Here is a 14,963-nt window from a genome sequence, read left to right as displayed (position 1 = left end):
TGATTAATTATAGCCCGGATTTTGTTTGATTACGCCTTTGGTTAAATCAATTTCTTGTTGCGGAATTGGTAACAGCTCACTCTTACCTGCTTTATAGCCTAAAGGCCCAAGTACTGCAACTGCCCTGCCCGAACGAACAAGATCAAAGAAACGATGCCCTTCGAAAGCCAGCTCTAAACGGCGCTCGTTAAAAATGTTATCTAAGGTTGCGGGTACTGGCGCCAAACCAACCCTTGCACGTACGGCGGTAAGTAATTCGAGGGCACGGGTGGCATTGCCTACCGACCGTACCAAAGCTTCGGCCTCCATTAAATAAGTATCGGCCAGGCGCATTTCGATTTCATCAATCGGCCAGTTTAATTCTGCCGTTCCACTGTTTGATCGGTAAGCCTTTAACGGTGCGTACTTTTTAATAAAATAATCGGTATTTTGGTAACGGGCGTTGTATGTTCCTCCGGCAGCTTTTAATGCGGCACCATCGATAATGGATGTTCCAAAACGCGGATCAGCTTTCATGGCGTTTACCAAATCCAACGTGACCGGGCAAAAGCCCCAACCCGCCGAATACGTATCGCCATTGTAACTATCCATGCCCACAAACTGTGGCGCTACATTACCTTCGCCGCCATTAACCCAGCCCCAGTCGCCCCAGGCACCTAAAGTTGAATGCGGAATTTCTAAAATCACTTCTGCATTGAATTTGTTATCTGGCCTGAAAATATCTGCATAGTTGGGCAACAGCGCGTAACCATATTCGTTACCGGTTTTATTTACATCGTTAAATAAAGTTGCGGCCTCGGTTAGCTTGGCGTTATCGTTTTCAAAAAGCAACACTTTACCCAGCAATGCTTTAGCTGCGCCTCTTGATATTCTGCCTTTTTCTCCCGAGGGAACCACTGCAGGCAAATCGGGATAAGCCTCTCTCAAATCTTTTTCTATCTGCGCATAAATGGCAGCAGGTGCCGATTGCGTTTGCGTATATAAATCGGCGGTTGGAATTTGTTGCGTAATGAGCGGAACGTTGCCAAAAAACCTAACCAGATCGAAATAAAAATAGGCCCTTAAAAATTTCGCCTCAGCCGTTACGCGGGCCTTAAATGTTGCACTTAACGTAGTTGCATTATCGATTTTGCCAAGAATGATGTTGGCACGGTTTACACCGGTAAAATTCCTCGACCATAACCCAACCTGCGGGCCGAGTCTCGAATCCATGTTGAAATTATCGTAAGCAACCCACCCCGGTTGATCGGAGGCATTACCGCCACCGGCCCAACAATCGTCTGATGCGGCGCTCAACAACGGCTGTTTCATGGTATAACCTCCGCTTGTTCCCCACTGCATCACATCATAAACGGCTATTAAGCCCTGATAAACCTCAGTTTCGTTGCGATAGAAATTTTCTTCGGTTGCTGTACCCTTGGGGGTTAATTCCAAAAAGTCTTTCTTGCACGAAACGGATAACTGCATTATTGCCAGTACGGCAACAGCATATTTTATATCTTTAATCTTCATCACTAAATTATTAAAATCCAACATTTACACCTACAAAGAATGATCTTGCTTGTGGATAAAAACCACGGTCTACACCTAAACTTCCACCACCAATTTCAGGGTCGTAGCCCGTGTACTTGGTCAAGGTGAAAAGGTTGTTCGCCATTACATAAAACTTCAGATTATCGAGGCCAACCTTATTGATCAGGGTTTTGGGCAAGGTATAGCCCAACTGAACATTCTTTAACCTGAAATAAGCGCCACTTTCTAAAAACAGGCTCGAAACGCGACTGTAGTTTTTGTTCTCGTCGGCCAAAGTTGCACGCGGTACCATGTTGCTGGTTCCCTCGCCGGTCCATCTGTTTAAAATGTTTGTGGTGTAATTAGACGGGCTTAAATCGAACCTTCTTAAACCATTAAAAATCATGTTTCCAGAAACGCCCTGTCCGAAAAGAGAAATATCGAACCCTTTGTATTTTGCCGAAAACGTTAAGCCATAGGTAAAATTCGGGTTAGATCGGCCCAAAAATGTTCTATCGGCATCGCTAATCAATCCATCGCCGTTTAAATCTAAAAACTTAATATCGCCCGGTTTGGCATTGGGCTGTATGGGGGCTCCGGCGCTGTTTTTATAATTGTTTATTTCTGCCTGATTTTGGAACAAACCTGCGCTTTGGTAGCCGAAAAACGAATCGACGGATTGACCAACGGCAACCCTTGTTACTTCTAAGCTCTGCGGAGTAATCGTTTGTCTGCTAGGCAGATAATCTTTATCGGCACCTAGCAAGGTCACTTCATTTTTAATAAATGAGGCGTTACCTGCAACGCGGAAGCTAAACTCGCCTACTCTTTTGTTCCAGCCCAGTTCTACCTCAAAACCGCGGTTGTATAAATCGGCCGTATTGGCGTAAGGACCTGTGTTGCCCACGTACGATGGCACGACTTGTTGAAGCAACATGCCGTAGGTTTTCTTATTGAAATAACTGGTTGATAGGGTAATGCCCTCAAACAACGTGGCATCGAAGCCCAAATCGAATGATGAAGTTTCTTCCCACTTCAAATCGGGGTTTGAAAGCGCATTCGGGCTTACACCGTTAACCAACGCCTGACCTGCTGCTGTACCTAACGAGTAATTTCGTCCGCCGCTTACGGTAGCTAAATAGCTAAAATCGGGAATATTATCGTTACCGTTTATCCCGTACGACCCTCTGAATTTGAGGAAGGTAATGATGTTATTTTGGGGCCAGAAACTTTCTCTTGATGCAACCCAACCTGCCGATGCGGATGGGAAATAACCATACTTATTGTTAGGGCCGAAACGTGATGAACCGTCTCTACGAATAATCCCGGTGAAGAGGTACTTCTCGTCGTAATTGTAAATAATCCTTCCGAAAATTGAATTTAAGGTGTTTTGGTATTCGCCGCCATAAAAATCGGAATTGATTCTTGCTACAGGAAATTGCAGGGAGGCATCGCGGATGTTATCTACAGGGATTCCTTCTTTAATTCCTCCAGAGGTTTCGCCTTTGTTTTTTTGTGCCGAATAGCCAACCAAGGCGGTGATAACATGCTTACCTATGGTTTTATCGTAACTTAGCGTATTTTCTAATGACCAAAATAAACCTCTGTTGTTATCGCGGGTATAGGCGGTTAGGGTAGATTGATTAATGGAGTTGAGGTAATAAATGGGACGAAAAGTTTGTCCTCCCCAAAAGGCTAAATCTACACCTCCGGTACTCCGCAATTTTAAGCCTTTAATAAATTCCACTTCGGCAAAAGCGTTTCCTACAACCTTGTCGCTCCATGAGTTTCCTTGCGCAACTTGCAAGGCGGCAATGGGGTTTAAAATTTCGGATTGTGCATAATCAGAAATTCCATACGGAAAACCGGCGGCGTTTCTTACTACGGGGTTATTTAAGTATTTGGGTAGGCCATATTGCGCAGGATCGGTTTCCACAACAGGTGTAATCGGGTCCATATTAATGGCTCTGCTTAATGGAGAACCATATTCTGTATTGGTGCTTACGCCTGTGGAATTAATTCTGGTGTAACCGATTGAATTTCCAAACTTGATGTTCTTGGTAATCTTGTGTTCAAAATTAAATCGTGCGGTAAAGCGCTTGAACTTCGAATTTTGGGTGGCCACGATACCATCTTGATCGAAATAACTGAAAGAGCCATAATAGATTGATTTCTCATTGCCACCACTCATATTTAAGTCGTGGTTTTGAATCATGGCCTTGTTGTTAAAAACGGCGTCTTGCCAATCGGTGCCCACGCCGTATTGTTGCGGGTTCGGAAAACGCACTGCAGTTACGCCATCTGCCAGTTGCGATTCGTTGTAAATTGTGGCATATTGGGTTGCATTTAAAAGGTCTAACTTGGTAGACGGGGCTTGAGTACCGATGTAATTGTTATATTCTACTCTAATCCGGCCAGTATTTGCCCCCTTTTTAGTGGTTACAATAATTACCCCATTTGCCGCCCGCGTACCGTAAATTGCCGCAGAAGCTGCATCTTTCAATACTTCGATCGATTCGATATCCGATTGATTTAAATATTCGATACCTCCGCCAATTACGACACCATCTACCACAAACAGCGGATTGGCGTTGTTGATGTTTGCAGTACCACGAATTCTGATGGTGCCACCATCCCCTGGCTGCCCAGAGCTTGTAGTAACTGTTACGCCCGAGGCCCGGCCTTGCAGCGATTGTTCGATCCTCACTACGGGCATATCTTTCAAATCGGTTGCTTTTACGGAGGCAATGGCGCCGGTAACTACGCTTTTCTTTTGCGTGCCGTAACCAATTACAACAGCATCGGCCAACAAACCCGCCGAAGGTGTTAAGGTAATAGTAATGCCGTTGGCGGCGGTAACCTCTTTATTTTCATAACCAATGTAAGAAACAACCAGCGTTGCGCCTTCGGCTACATCCCTCAAAATAAAGGTACCTGTTGCATCGGTCATAATCCCCTGGTTGGTGCCCTTTACCTTAACGCTAGCGCCAACCATTGGCTGTCCTTTCTCGTCGAGTACCGTTCCTCTGATGTCAACAAACGTTCTGATCATCAGTGGCGTTCCGTCTACAGCTTTCCGGTGGATGATAATGGTATTGTTTTTAACCGTAAAACCGAGGGGCTGTTCGCTAAAAATGCGCCTGAGCACTTCCTTAATATCGGTATTTCGGACTTGAATAGTTACGGGTTTGGCTTCTTTAAGAAGATCTAAATCGTACAAAAAGTTGTATCCAACATCTTTATTTAGTTTTTTAAAAACCTTAAGTAGCGTGGTATTTTTTTCTGATAAAGTTACGTTCTGCGCATTGGCAGCCCCATAACTGAGTTGTAAAAAGCAAGTGATTAGTAAGACAAACGTCAATTTCATAATCAGCAGAAATTTAAACAGGCGCCCTTTGGGTTGGGGCAACCAATCGGTATAAAAATTCATATATTTGGTTATTAGGTTTAAGAATAATTGTATCTCACAGTTTTACGGTTAGAAAAGGCCTTTTATATAGCCGGGAGCGTTGCCGCGCTTCCGGTTTTTTGTTGGCACTATCCTAAAATCATCATCGCTTGATGAAAGCAGGTATACGTTATGGCATAACTAAAATCCTCCTTCCATCAATTTTAAAATGTACGGCGCCGGTTGTTTGAAGCATATCCAAAACTTCGTTTACACTATTAAACCGCGATATACGCCCGCCAAAAACTTTATTGATCCGGTTTCCCCGATAGTCGATTTCAACATCGTACCACCTGGCAATCTTGTTCATAATAGTTTGCAAATTTTCCTCATTAAAGCTAAAGAAACCATCTTTCCACGCTACCGATTCCTCAGCATCAACATTTTGAATTAATACTAACGAAGATGATGAACTGATCACAGACTGTTGACCAGGTTTGAGTAAAGCTGCAGCATTGGTTTGCAAGTTTTTAATCTGTACGCTTCCCTCAAGCAAGGTGGTTTTATTGCTCGGCTCATTTGCGTAAGCGTTAATGTTAAAATGGGTTCCTAAAACGGCTAACTCCTGATCTCTGCCATTACCCAGTTCCGTTTTTACCTTAAAAGGCACACGAGCACCGTTTTTGTCCAGCTGTTTAGCCACCTCAAAATATGCCTCGCCCTTAAGCTCAACCAGTCTTGCGGCTTCGTTAAAAGCTGCAGGATACTTTAACGATGATTCTGCATTTAGCCAAACCCTTGTACCATCGGGCAAGTTGATTTGATATTGCCCTCCGCGGGGCGTTTCGATGGTGTTATATAAATTTCTGTTGTTAGAAACAGAAGCAACAGTATAAATGAGCTCGCCGTTTTTGGTTTTGGTAATGTTTATTCCGGCCTGCTTGGCAATAACACCGTTAGAGGCATCGGTAAGCGAAATTTTAGAGCCATCGGCTAAAGTTAAGGTGGCCTTGTTACCACCGGGACGGATAATCGGATCTTGATTTTTCGTAATTTCGGGCTTAGTGCCGATGTTATCGTATAGCTGCCTCTTAATCACAAAGCCGATAAAGAAAAGTACCATCGCAGCAGCAGCCAGCTTTAGCCACAGCCTATTTTTTATTCCCGAATTTATTGCTGTTTCATCCTGAATCGCAGTCCAGATTTGCTTCCGTGCATCGATCAACTCTGCATGATTTAAGTCAGAATCTCTGTTCGAAAGCGCTTTCAAGTGCCACGATTCTACCAAAGCCTTTTCAGCTTCAGTACAAAGTCCGCTCCGGTACTTTTCTAAAAGTTTTTCAACTTCCTGTTTACTCATTACTTCAAAATATTTGGCTAATTAAATACAAGTAGGTTGAGCAGGCGCCAGGTAGTAGATGGAATGAAAATATTTTTTATTTTTCGCCTGTTATCCTGAACGTAGTGAAGAATCCCACTCGTAATCCCAGAAATAGCCATACCAACCACGGCAGATTTATTCTTTTTTTTAGAAAAGCAAAGACAGCATTTCATTTTAATGTTTCCTCCCGCCACCTGCTCATACGCCTGCAGGCCTTACACTCGAGGCCGGTATCCACAGTGTCGGGTTTATAAAACGAGTTTCCTGCAAAAAAGCTTTAAATCTGTCTCCCGTCAGTTGAAACTGACGGCAATGGAATAGCAAGGAATAAACCGGCACATCGCCCCTCATTGCCGTTCGGCTTTAGTATCCCGTCAGTTGAAACTGACGGCAATGGAATAGCGAGGAATAAACCTGCACATCGCCCCTCATTGCCGTTCGGCTTTAGCCAACGGTAAATTAGCAAGGAATAGAACTCCATTGCCGTTGACTTCAGTCAACGGTTAACGGATTAAAACTATAACAGCCAGCAACAAAAACGAAGTTAATTTTAATCTTAAAACCTTAAGCGCATTGCTCATTTGTTTTTTAACTGTTTTGTCTGACAATTGAAGAATTTCTGCAATTTGTTTTTGGGTAAGGTGCTGTTGCCTGCTCATTTCAAAAATCAATCTCATCTTCGGCGGCAGCAAGCTTACTTCTTTCTCAATTAGCGAAGCAAATTCTCTTTCACGAATGTAATTATCCGTTACATAATCGCCTTTCTCTGCAAAATCTGTCAGCGATTGCAAATAATTCGACCGCGATTTATTTTTGTCCAACCAATCGAAAACCTTGTAGCGAACCGCAGTATATAAATAAGATGAAAGTTGCGTTTTGATCTGAATATTTGGGTTGCTCCACAGGTAAACAAAAATCTCCTGCACAATATCACGGGCATCCTCCCTATTGCTTACCATTTTACAGGCGTAAATGTATAACAAACCATTAAAGCGCTCGTAAATTTCCTCGAAGGCGAACTTATCTCCCTCCTGCATCAGAACGAAGATCTCAAGATCAGTTAGCGATTTGTAAGTTGACATTTGGTTAGGATGATTAAACGAATGTAAGGATTTGTTTAACTTAAATCCTAACAAAATCGCCACAAATCGTACAATTTTAAACGTCTACTTAACGCTTAATCCGTTTTACACACCATTGTAATCTTTAGCTTCATAATTGGCATATCGGGAAAAGTCGATATATATTTGCAGCATGGATCAAGTAGAAGTTTTTAAAGCCTTATCAAACAAAACGCGTTTACAGATTTTAAACTGGCTGAAACAGCCTGCAGAAAATTTCCCGGAACAGCCCAATGCCGATTTCGAAAACGTTGGTGTTTGTGTAGGTCAAATCCAAACAAAAGCCGGCTTATCTCAAAGCACCATTTCCGAATACCTTGCCATTTTACAAAGAGCCGATTTGGTATCTGCAACCCGCGTGGGGCAATGGACGTACTACAAACGCAACGAAGCGGGGTTGAAAAAACTGAACGAAATTATTACTACAGAATTATAAAAATTGAAAAATATGAACACAGATAGTTTATTTAAGCCTTTCAGCTTAAAAACATTGAACACGAAAAACAGAATTGTTATGGCGCCTATGACGCGGTCGTTTTCGCCTGATGGCATCCCTACCGATGATGTAGCTGCCTATTATGCAAAAAGAGCTGCAGGTCAGGTTGGCCTGATCTTATCAGAAGGCACCGTAATCAATCGCCCATCCTCTTCGGCCGATCCAAATATCCCGCACTTTTATGGCGAACAGGCGTTGGCCGCTTGGCAAAAAGTAATTAATAGCGTTCATACCGCAGGCGGGCAAATGGGTCCACAGATTTGGCATCAGGGTATTATGGAAAATCACCCATCTGGGTGGTTGCCAGGCACCCCGTTCGAAGGGCCATCATCTCTTAACAAGCCCGGTTTTGAAAACGGCGTTGCCATGAACGATGCTGCCATTGCCGACACCATTGCCGCATTTGGTCAGGCAGCTGCTGATGCAAAAGCCTTAGGTTTCGATACTGTAGAAATTCATGGTGCACATCAATACCTGATCGACCAATTTTTTTGGGACGGCACCAACAATCGCACCGATATTTATGGTGGCAAAACATTGGCCGAGCGTACACGTTTCGCCGTTGAGGTAATTAAAGAAGTACGCAAACGCGTTGGAGACGATTTTGCGCTTATTATTCGCTTATCGCAATTTAAGCCAGCGGCCTACGATTTTAAACTGGCCAAAAATGAAACTGAAATGGAGCAATGGTTAACGCCGCTTGCAGATGCTGGTGTTGACATTTTCCACTGTTCGCAACGCCGTTTCTGGGAGCCAGAGTTTGAAGGTTCTGATTTGAACTTTGCAGGCTGGGCCAAAAAAGTAACTGGCAAAGCAACCATCTCGGTGGGTTCGGTTGGGCTCGACGGCGATTTCTTTGGTGCTTTTGCTGGCCAAAGCTCTCAACCAAGCTCGCTCGATGAACTGGTACGCCGGATGGATCGTGGCGATTTCGACCTTGTTGCTGTTGGTCGTCCGCTTTTAGCTGACCCGAACTGGGTAGAAAAAATTAAGAACAACCGTACCGACGAATTAAAAGGCTTTAGCAAAGAGGCTTTGGCAGAATTGGTATAATTTTTCATTCTTTATTTGCAATTTAAAAGCATCCCGAAAGGGATGCTTTTTTTATATCCCGTTCGTCATTGCGAGGCACGAAGCAATCTATCACATGAGATTGCTTCGTGCCTCGCAATGACGATTTTTATAAAGATTTTCCTTAAATTCACACTTTCAAACAACCCAAAATTCCATGTCGAATATTTCCCTCATTATCGAAGAAAGACCAGCAAACATTGGCAACTTTATGGTTGGCAGGCTACTGCCATTTAGAGAAAAACGTATGGTTGGGCCTTTCGCCTTTATCGACCACATGGGGCCGGCAGCAATGAACGACCATGAAAATTTAGACGTCCCTCCGCACCCGCATATTGGCTTATCGACCTTAACGTTTCTTTTTGAGGGAGAAATTGAACATAAAGATAGTTTGGGAACGGATGTAATCATTAAACCCGGTCAGGTAAACTGGATGACTTCGGGAAGTGGAATAGTTCATTCTGAAAGAACGCCGGAATATTTGCGACATACCGATAAATTGTTGCACGGCTTACAAATTTGGGTGGCACTGCCAAAGGCTTTGGAGCAAATGGAACCCGAGTTTTTTCATGTCGACGATCAAGATATACCAAGCTGGGAACAAGACAACGTAAGTATCAAGCTAATTGCCGGTGAGGCTTTCGGGAAAAAATCGCCTGTTCCCGTTTACTGTCCGCTTTATTTTTTAGAGATTAAGAGCACAGAAAGGCAAAAACTGAACATTGGCGATAATCTTTTTGGCGAAAGTGCACTTTACATTTTGGAGGGCGGGATTGAAAGCGATGGTCACCTGTTTGAACCGCGATTGATATTAATTGCCAACGATGCCAAACTCTGCGAATTTACGATGCTCGAAAACACAACGGTTTATATTTTCGGCGGAAACCCGTTTCCCGAAGAGAGGTTTATTTACTGGAACTTTGTAGCGTCAGAAAAGGAATTGATAGAAAAAGCCAAGCAAAATTGGTTGGAGCAAAAGTTCAAGTCTGTGCCAGGCGAAACGGATTTTGTTCCGCTGCCAAACCAAAACCCATATTTGAAAAAGTAGCTATTTCGCTGTCGTTACGAAATCGATTTTTTATCGGTTGTGGTAATCTACATCACCTATTTGTGATGTGAGGTTCATTTTATCATTAAACAAGAGCATTTAATTTGATCACCTTTCAACTTTCAAGTTACGTTCGTTAAGGTATGCTTTAAACTCTGCAAAAGTCATCCCCTCAGTTTCTTTTGCTATTTTCTCTTTTACCGTCCGAAAAAATTTGACTGTGTCAAAACTTTTTTCTTTTTTTTCGTTTTTATCATTCATTTTCAATGATCTCTTTTGGTGAACGTATATCTAACTGTATATAACCATTTTTAATGTTAATCGAGTTATAGCCTCGGATGCGGAATACGTTTACTATGTGTTTAAAATTCCAACTTACCAAGTAATCAACCTTATTTATCGTGGCACAAGCAATATGCCGACAATCGTCGATGCTAGTTGGCCCAACGACCTTTTCATTGATATAATTTTCTGCCAAGGAGTTGATTTCCTCTGTGATTTCGACATATTCGACAGTTTCTTTATCCAAATCAACGAAATATTCCTTAACCTTTTCGGTGCGTTTTGCAGCTCAAACTCCGTCAGATCTGAGTATACACAAATGACCTCACCACATTTGACCATTGCAAATAACTTTTCGGTTTGCTGCTGAAATTCAATATCATAGATTCCGCCAAACACTGAAGTATCAAAATACAATCGTGGCCTCATAACCAAATTTAAACAATTGATTCGACCTATGCAAGTTCACAGTAAGGTGTTCACTAAAGCAAATACTAAATTAAAGGGCTTGGAGGGAGTTTGTCTGAGCGAAGCCAGACAGTTCCTGCTGACAGTACCGGCCAACTCTGTTTGATAAGTACATGATCGATTCGATGCCGATATTATTCTTCCAACAGCGCTTGCCTGATTTTTTCAGCAGCTTCGGCCAACTCCTCTTCGGTAGGTTTAAGCTTTTCCTTACTGAAATTCATATCGTTTACATGGTTCATCGGAATCAGATGTATATGCGCATGCGGAACTTCCAATCCCACCACAGAAACGCCAACTTTTTCGCAGGGGAAAGCGGTTTTTAATCCCTTAGCTACAATTTTGGCAAACATCCACAGCCCAACATACAGATCCTCATCCATATCGAAAATATAATCGACCTCGATTTTAGGGATCACTAATACATGCCCGGCTGTTAACGGCTGAATATCTAAAAAAGCTAAATACTCCACGGTTTCCGCTACAACATGGGCATTTATTTCTCCGGCAACAATTTTCGAAAAGATAGTCATTTAAGGTGTAAGGTTAAAAGGTGTAAGGTTTAGGGCTAAAGGCGGGAGCTAAAGCATTACGCCCAACTAAAAGTCTTTGTTTATTATAAAAGATTACCATAAGAGGTAAAGGTGAGGCGTTTACAATTTACGAAATTTGGCCTTACGCCTATACCCTCAACCTTACACCGCTCTTGCTTATCTCGAAATTTCTAATACTTCGAATTGCATTTTGCCTGCAGGCACTTCAATTTCGGCAAATTCGCCAACTGATTTACCGAGCAATCCCTGTGCTATTGGCGACTTAACAGAGATTTTTCCCGTTTTTAAATCAGCCTCACTTTCGGCAACCAATTGATACGTCATCGTTGCACCGTTTTTAACATTCTTGATCTTTACGATCGACAAAGCCAGCACTTTCGACAAATCTAATTTCGACTCATCAATCAGTCGTGCATTAGCCAATGTATTTTTCAATTTGGCAATTTTCGCCTCGTGCAAACCTTGCGCCTCCTTAGCGGCATCATATTCTGCATTTTCCGACAAATCGCCCTTATCTCTTGCCTCAGCAATTGCTTTAGATATCAGCTGACGGCCAGTCGTAGTTAGATAATGAACTTCCTCTTTTAATTTATCTAACCCCTCTTGTGTGTAGTACGTTACCTCTGTCATTGCTCTATTAATTTTGTTTCAAACGCTATAAAAAACAAACAAGACTACATAGTTGGTTTGCTACATAGTCTTGCTTCAATTATAACGAAGATAAATTGTGTAAATTACAAAAGCAAATAAATACACAGGATTTTTTATGATTTAAGGACGAACAGCACTTTTGTACCTCGCTGGCGCAAGCGTCCCGCTTATGCTTATGCCTATCCAATTATTTATCCACAATGTTCGATATATTCTATAATTCACTCATTATTTTTACTTTTAGCGCAAATTATTCAGTAAAAAATGAAAAAAATACTTTCTATTGCCTTGCTAATTGCTTTAGGCGGTTACACCGTTTCGGCGCAGGAACTTTATATGCCGCGAAATATTAAGGCGGCCTATCAAAAAGGAACGCGATCTATGAGCGGAAAACCCGGTCCCAATTATTGGCAAAACCATGGCCGTTACAACATGGATATAAAAGTTGATGCCGAAACCAAGGTAGTGAGCGGACAAGAGGAAATTGTTTACAGCAATAACAGTAATGATACCTTAAAAACACTTGCCATTCGTTTTGTAAATAATTTGCATAAGCCAACATCACCACGTGGCGGAGCTGTAAGCGAAGATTTCTTATCAACAGGCTTGAACATTTCCTCGTTTTCGGTAGATGGCGAAACCTATCAAGTGGACAGCAAAAACTGGGGAACGGTTGGCAACGTACGCTTAAAAAAACCGCTGAATCCAAAATCAAAGATTACCGTCAAAATCGATTGGGATTACCCATTATCGAAAGAAAGTGGCCGCGAAGGACAGATCGACCCGAACTCATTTTTTGTGGCTTACAGTTATCCGCGAATTTCAGTTTACGATGACTACAACGGATGGGACAGAATTCCGCATACCGACAGGGCTGAGTTTTATAACGATTTTAATGACTATGTTTTTTCTGTCAAGGCTCCAAAAAACTACGTAGTTTATGCTACAGGCGATTTTTTGAACCCCGATGAAGTTTTACAGCCTCAAATTTCCGAGCGTTTAAAAAAATCGTACAATACCGATGGCGTTATCCACATCGCTACAGCGCAAGAATTAAAAGAAGGCAAGGTAACTGCACAAAAAGAGTGGAACACCTGGAAATTTAAAACAGATCACATTACCGATGTTACCTTTGCTTTGAGCAACCATTACGTTTGGGATGGCGGAAGTGTAATTGTCGATTCAAAAACCGGCCGAAGGGCCAGTGCTCAGGCGGCCTATAACCCAACAACGGGAAAGGATTTCATCAACTCGGTTAAGTATAACATCAATGCGTTGGCTTGGTTTTCTAACAACTGGCCGGGCATTCCTTATCCTTACGTAAAAACAATCGCCTTTCAGGGGTTTGCCGACATGGAATACCCAATGATGGTCAACGATTCGCAATTTGGCGATCCGGTATTTGCCCAGTTGGTGCAAGACCACGAAGTAGCGCACACCTATTTTCCGTTTTATATGGGCATTAACGAAACCCGTTACGCTTATATGGACGAAGGTTGGGCAACAACTTTCGAGTATTTGATCGGTATTGCAGAGCATGGCAAGCAAGCAGCCGACGATTTCTACAAAAAGTTTCGGGTGAACAATTATATCAACGATAAATCTGCAGAAGAAGATCAGCCGGTAATTTCCATGTCAGATCAAGTATCGGGAGCAGGTTATGGCAATAACTCGTACGGCAAAGCGTCGCTTTCCTATTTGGCTTTGAAGGACATGCTTGGCGATGAAATTTTCAAAAAAGCACTGCATACTTACATGAATAACTGGAACGGTAAACACCCCATTCCCTGGGATTACTTTAACTCCATGAACGCAGGTTCGGGCCAAAACCTGAACTGGTTTTTCCAAAACTGGTTTTTTACCAATAATTACCTTGATTTATCAATTTCGAAAGTTAGCCCGGCGAAAGGAAAGTATACCATTGCAGTTAAAAATACCGGTGGATTTGCAATTCCATTCAATGTTGTGGTTACTTACAGTGATGGCAAAACAGAAAACATCCATAAAACGCCAATGGTGTGGAAAGCCAACCAAAAACAAACTGCAGTAGTTATTAATACCCTTAAAAAAATAAAATCTGTTGCGTTAGATAATGGCATTTACGTTGATGCCACGCCAAAAGATAATGTTTATGAGGTAAAATAGGTCAGTTTGCAGTTCTCAATTTTCAGTTTGGAACCGCCAATTAAAAAGTGATCGGATGAATATCGGCATATTGCAAGTATTCATCCGATCACTTTAAACCGCCCGTCTGCTGAAGCAAGACTGCAATGAATAAAAATCTGCAGCCATTTACAACGCCAAACCGTTAACTGAAAACTGAAAATTGCCAACTGAAGCAAGACTGCAATGAAGAAAAATTTGGAGCCATTTACAACGCCAAGCCGTTAACTGAAAATTGCCAACTGACAACTACTAACTGTCCTCCGTTTTACAACTTACCTGATGGTTAACCGGAAAGTTGACCGAATTAGCAATAAAGCACATTTTATTGGCTTCTTTATGCAACGATTCTGCCAGTTCGATATTTGCATTATTGGCAATTAAAACCTGCGGATGCAACGTAACTTCCCTAAATTTGCCACTTCCATCGGCCGATTCTTCCATTGTGCCAACCGCCTCGTCTTTATAATCGATAACAACAATTTCGTTCTTTGAGCACAGATGCAAATACCAAAGCATGTGGCAGCTTGATAAAGAGGCCAAAAGTAAATCTTCGGGGTTATATTTCGATTTATCGCCAAGGAAGGCCGAATCAGATGAACCCGAAATATCGGCTTTGCCCTTTACAGAAATGACATAATCGCGATCGTATGAACGATAATCCATTGTGCCCGAGCCCTTATTGCCCGTCCAGGTAACCGTAGTTGAATATTGATGATCTTTCGGCATGATAAAAATGGTTAGATTGTATTGCCAATTTATGAAATAATGATTGGATTTTGAGAAGAAATCGCAACTGTTTTTAATTTAGAAAATGGAATCCTTTAT

Annotated in this window: 12 protein-coding genes; 4 read left to right on the top strand and 8 right to left on the bottom strand. The window is 42.2% G+C overall.

Annotated features, from left to right (window positions below; genetic code table 11):
- Nucleotides 1-3: 3 nt before the first annotated feature.
- The 4 genes from IZT61_RS15520 to IZT61_RS15505 all read right to left on the bottom strand — a co-directional run bounded on the left by IZT61_RS15520 (nucleotide 4) and on the right by IZT61_RS15505 (nucleotide 7,363).
- Nucleotides 4-1,512 (bottom strand): RagB/SusD family nutrient uptake outer membrane protein, encoded by a 1,509-nt coding sequence (locus IZT61_RS15520; protein ID WP_196097964.1) that lies wholly within the window; start codon nucleotides 1,510-1,512, stop codon nucleotides 4-6.
- A 10-nt stretch (nucleotides 1,513-1,522) separates the two neighbouring features.
- The gene (locus tag IZT61_RS15515) at nucleotides 1,523-4,942 is read right to left on the bottom strand and encodes a TonB-dependent receptor (protein WP_196097963.1); all 3,420 of its coding nucleotides are present in this window, start codon (nucleotides 4,940-4,942) and stop codon (nucleotides 1,523-1,525) included.
- Nucleotides 4,943-5,090: 148 nt separating this feature from the next.
- Nucleotides 5,091-6,260 (bottom strand): FecR family protein, encoded by a 1,170-nt coding sequence (locus tag IZT61_RS15510; protein ID WP_196097962.1) that lies wholly within the window; start codon nucleotides 6,258-6,260, stop codon nucleotides 5,091-5,093.
- A 524-nt stretch (nucleotides 6,261-6,784) separates the two neighbouring features.
- The gene (locus IZT61_RS15505) at nucleotides 6,785-7,363 is read right to left on the bottom strand and encodes an RNA polymerase sigma factor (protein WP_196097961.1); all 579 of its coding nucleotides are present in this window, start codon (nucleotides 7,361-7,363) and stop codon (nucleotides 6,785-6,787) included.
- Between the two features lie 172 nt (nucleotides 7,364-7,535).
- On the opposite strand from IZT61_RS15505, the gene IZT61_RS15500 reads away from it, so the two are divergent.
- The 3 genes from IZT61_RS15500 to IZT61_RS15490 all read left to right on the top strand — a co-directional run bounded on the left by IZT61_RS15500 (nucleotide 7,536) and on the right by IZT61_RS15490 (nucleotide 10,017).
- Nucleotides 7,536-7,838 (top strand): ArsR/SmtB family transcription factor, encoded by a 303-nt coding sequence (locus IZT61_RS15500; RefSeq protein ID WP_196097960.1) that lies wholly within the window; start codon nucleotides 7,536-7,538, stop codon nucleotides 7,836-7,838.
- A gap of 12 nt (nucleotides 7,839-7,850) precedes the next feature.
- Nucleotides 7,851-8,951, top strand: a complete 1,101-nt coding sequence (locus IZT61_RS15495) for an NADH:flavin oxidoreductase (RefSeq protein ID WP_196097959.1) — start codon at nucleotides 7,851-7,853, stop codon at nucleotides 8,949-8,951.
- 175 nt (nucleotides 8,952-9,126) lie between these two features.
- Complete coding sequence (locus tag IZT61_RS15490; RefSeq protein ID WP_196097958.1) at nucleotides 9,127-10,017, top strand: pirin family protein; 891 nt, start codon at nucleotides 9,127-9,129, stop codon at nucleotides 10,015-10,017.
- A gap of 108 nt (nucleotides 10,018-10,125) precedes the next feature.
- Here the strand turns inward: IZT61_RS15490 and IZT61_RS15485 are convergent, their stop codons facing one another.
- The 3 genes from IZT61_RS15485 to greA form a co-directional block, all read right to left on the bottom strand.
- Complete coding sequence (locus tag IZT61_RS15485) at nucleotides 10,126-10,278, bottom strand: hypothetical protein (RefSeq protein WP_196097957.1); 153 nt, start codon at nucleotides 10,276-10,278, stop codon at nucleotides 10,126-10,128.
- A 623-nt stretch (nucleotides 10,279-10,901) separates the two neighbouring features.
- Nucleotides 10,902-11,300 carry an HIT family protein gene (locus IZT61_RS15480; protein ID WP_196097956.1) on the bottom strand — a complete coding sequence of 133 codons (399 nt, stop codon included), beginning with the start codon at nucleotides 11,298-11,300 and terminating at the stop codon, nucleotides 10,902-10,904.
- 177 nt (nucleotides 11,301-11,477) lie between these two features.
- Nucleotides 11,478-11,951: a transcription elongation factor GreA gene (gene greA / locus IZT61_RS15475; RefSeq protein ID WP_010603520.1), complete on the bottom strand. Its 474-nt coding sequence runs from the start codon at nucleotides 11,949-11,951 to the stop codon at nucleotides 11,478-11,480.
- Between the two features lie 285 nt (nucleotides 11,952-12,236).
- On the opposite strand from greA, the gene IZT61_RS15470 reads away from it, so the two are divergent.
- The gene (locus tag IZT61_RS15470; protein ID WP_196097955.1) at nucleotides 12,237-14,117 is read left to right on the top strand and encodes a M1 family metallopeptidase; all 1,881 of its coding nucleotides are present in this window, start codon (nucleotides 12,237-12,239) and stop codon (nucleotides 14,115-14,117) included.
- 270 nt (nucleotides 14,118-14,387) lie between these two features.
- Here IZT61_RS15470 and IZT61_RS15465 read toward each other — a convergent pair whose 3' ends face one another.
- A complete protein-coding gene (locus tag IZT61_RS15465) occupies nucleotides 14,388-14,864 on the bottom strand; it encodes an OsmC family protein (RefSeq protein WP_196097954.1) in 477 nt (158 codons plus the stop codon).
- Nucleotides 14,865-14,963: the final 99 nt, after the last annotated feature.

It is taken from the genome of Pedobacter endophyticus (assembly GCF_015679185.1).
GTDB lineage: Bacteria > Bacteroidota > Bacteroidia > Sphingobacteriales > Sphingobacteriaceae > Pedobacter > Pedobacter endophyticus.
The sequence above is the reverse complement of the archived record's forward strand: the minus strand, read 5'-3'. Positions and strand labels throughout refer to the sequence as shown.

What these genes read in the sequence shown, in the direction of transcription:
- IZT61_RS15520 (WP_196097964.1), bottom strand. Translation starts at nt 1,512, where the DNA reads ATGAAGATTAAAGATATAAAATATGCTGTTGCCGTACTGGCAATAATG.
- IZT61_RS15515 (WP_196097963.1), bottom strand. Translation starts at nt 4,942, where the DNA reads ATGAATTTTTATACCGATTGGTTGCCCCAACCCAAAGGGCGCCTGTTT.
- IZT61_RS15510 (WP_196097962.1), bottom strand. Translation starts at nt 6,260, where the DNA reads ATGAGTAAACAGGAAGTTGAAAAACTTTTAGAAAAGTACCGGAGCGGA.
- IZT61_RS15505 (WP_196097961.1), bottom strand. Translation starts at nt 7,363, where the DNA reads ATGTCAACTTACAAATCGCTAACTGATCTTGAGATCTTCGTTCTGATG.
- IZT61_RS15500 (WP_196097960.1), top strand. Translation starts at nt 7,536, where the DNA reads ATGGATCAAGTAGAAGTTTTTAAAGCCTTATCAAACAAAACGCGTTTA.
- IZT61_RS15495 (WP_196097959.1), top strand. Translation starts at nt 7,851, where the DNA reads ATGAACACAGATAGTTTATTTAAGCCTTTCAGCTTAAAAACATTGAAC.
- IZT61_RS15490 (WP_196097958.1), top strand. Translation starts at nt 9,127, where the DNA reads ATGTCGAATATTTCCCTCATTATCGAAGAAAGACCAGCAAACATTGGC.
- IZT61_RS15485 (WP_196097957.1), bottom strand. Translation starts at nt 10,278, where the DNA reads ATGAATGATAAAAACGAAAAAAAAGAAAAAAGTTTTGACACAGTCAAA.
- IZT61_RS15480 (WP_196097956.1), bottom strand. Translation starts at nt 11,300, where the DNA reads ATGACTATCTTTTCGAAAATTGTTGCCGGAGAAATAAATGCCCATGTT.
- greA (WP_010603520.1), bottom strand. Translation starts at nt 11,951, where the DNA reads ATGACAGAGGTAACGTACTACACACAAGAGGGGTTAGATAAATTAAAA.
- IZT61_RS15470 (WP_196097955.1), top strand. Translation starts at nt 12,237, where the DNA reads ATGAAAAAAATACTTTCTATTGCCTTGCTAATTGCTTTAGGCGGTTAC.
- IZT61_RS15465 (WP_196097954.1), bottom strand. Translation starts at nt 14,864, where the DNA reads ATGCCGAAAGATCATCAATATTCAACTACGGTTACCTGGACGGGCAAT.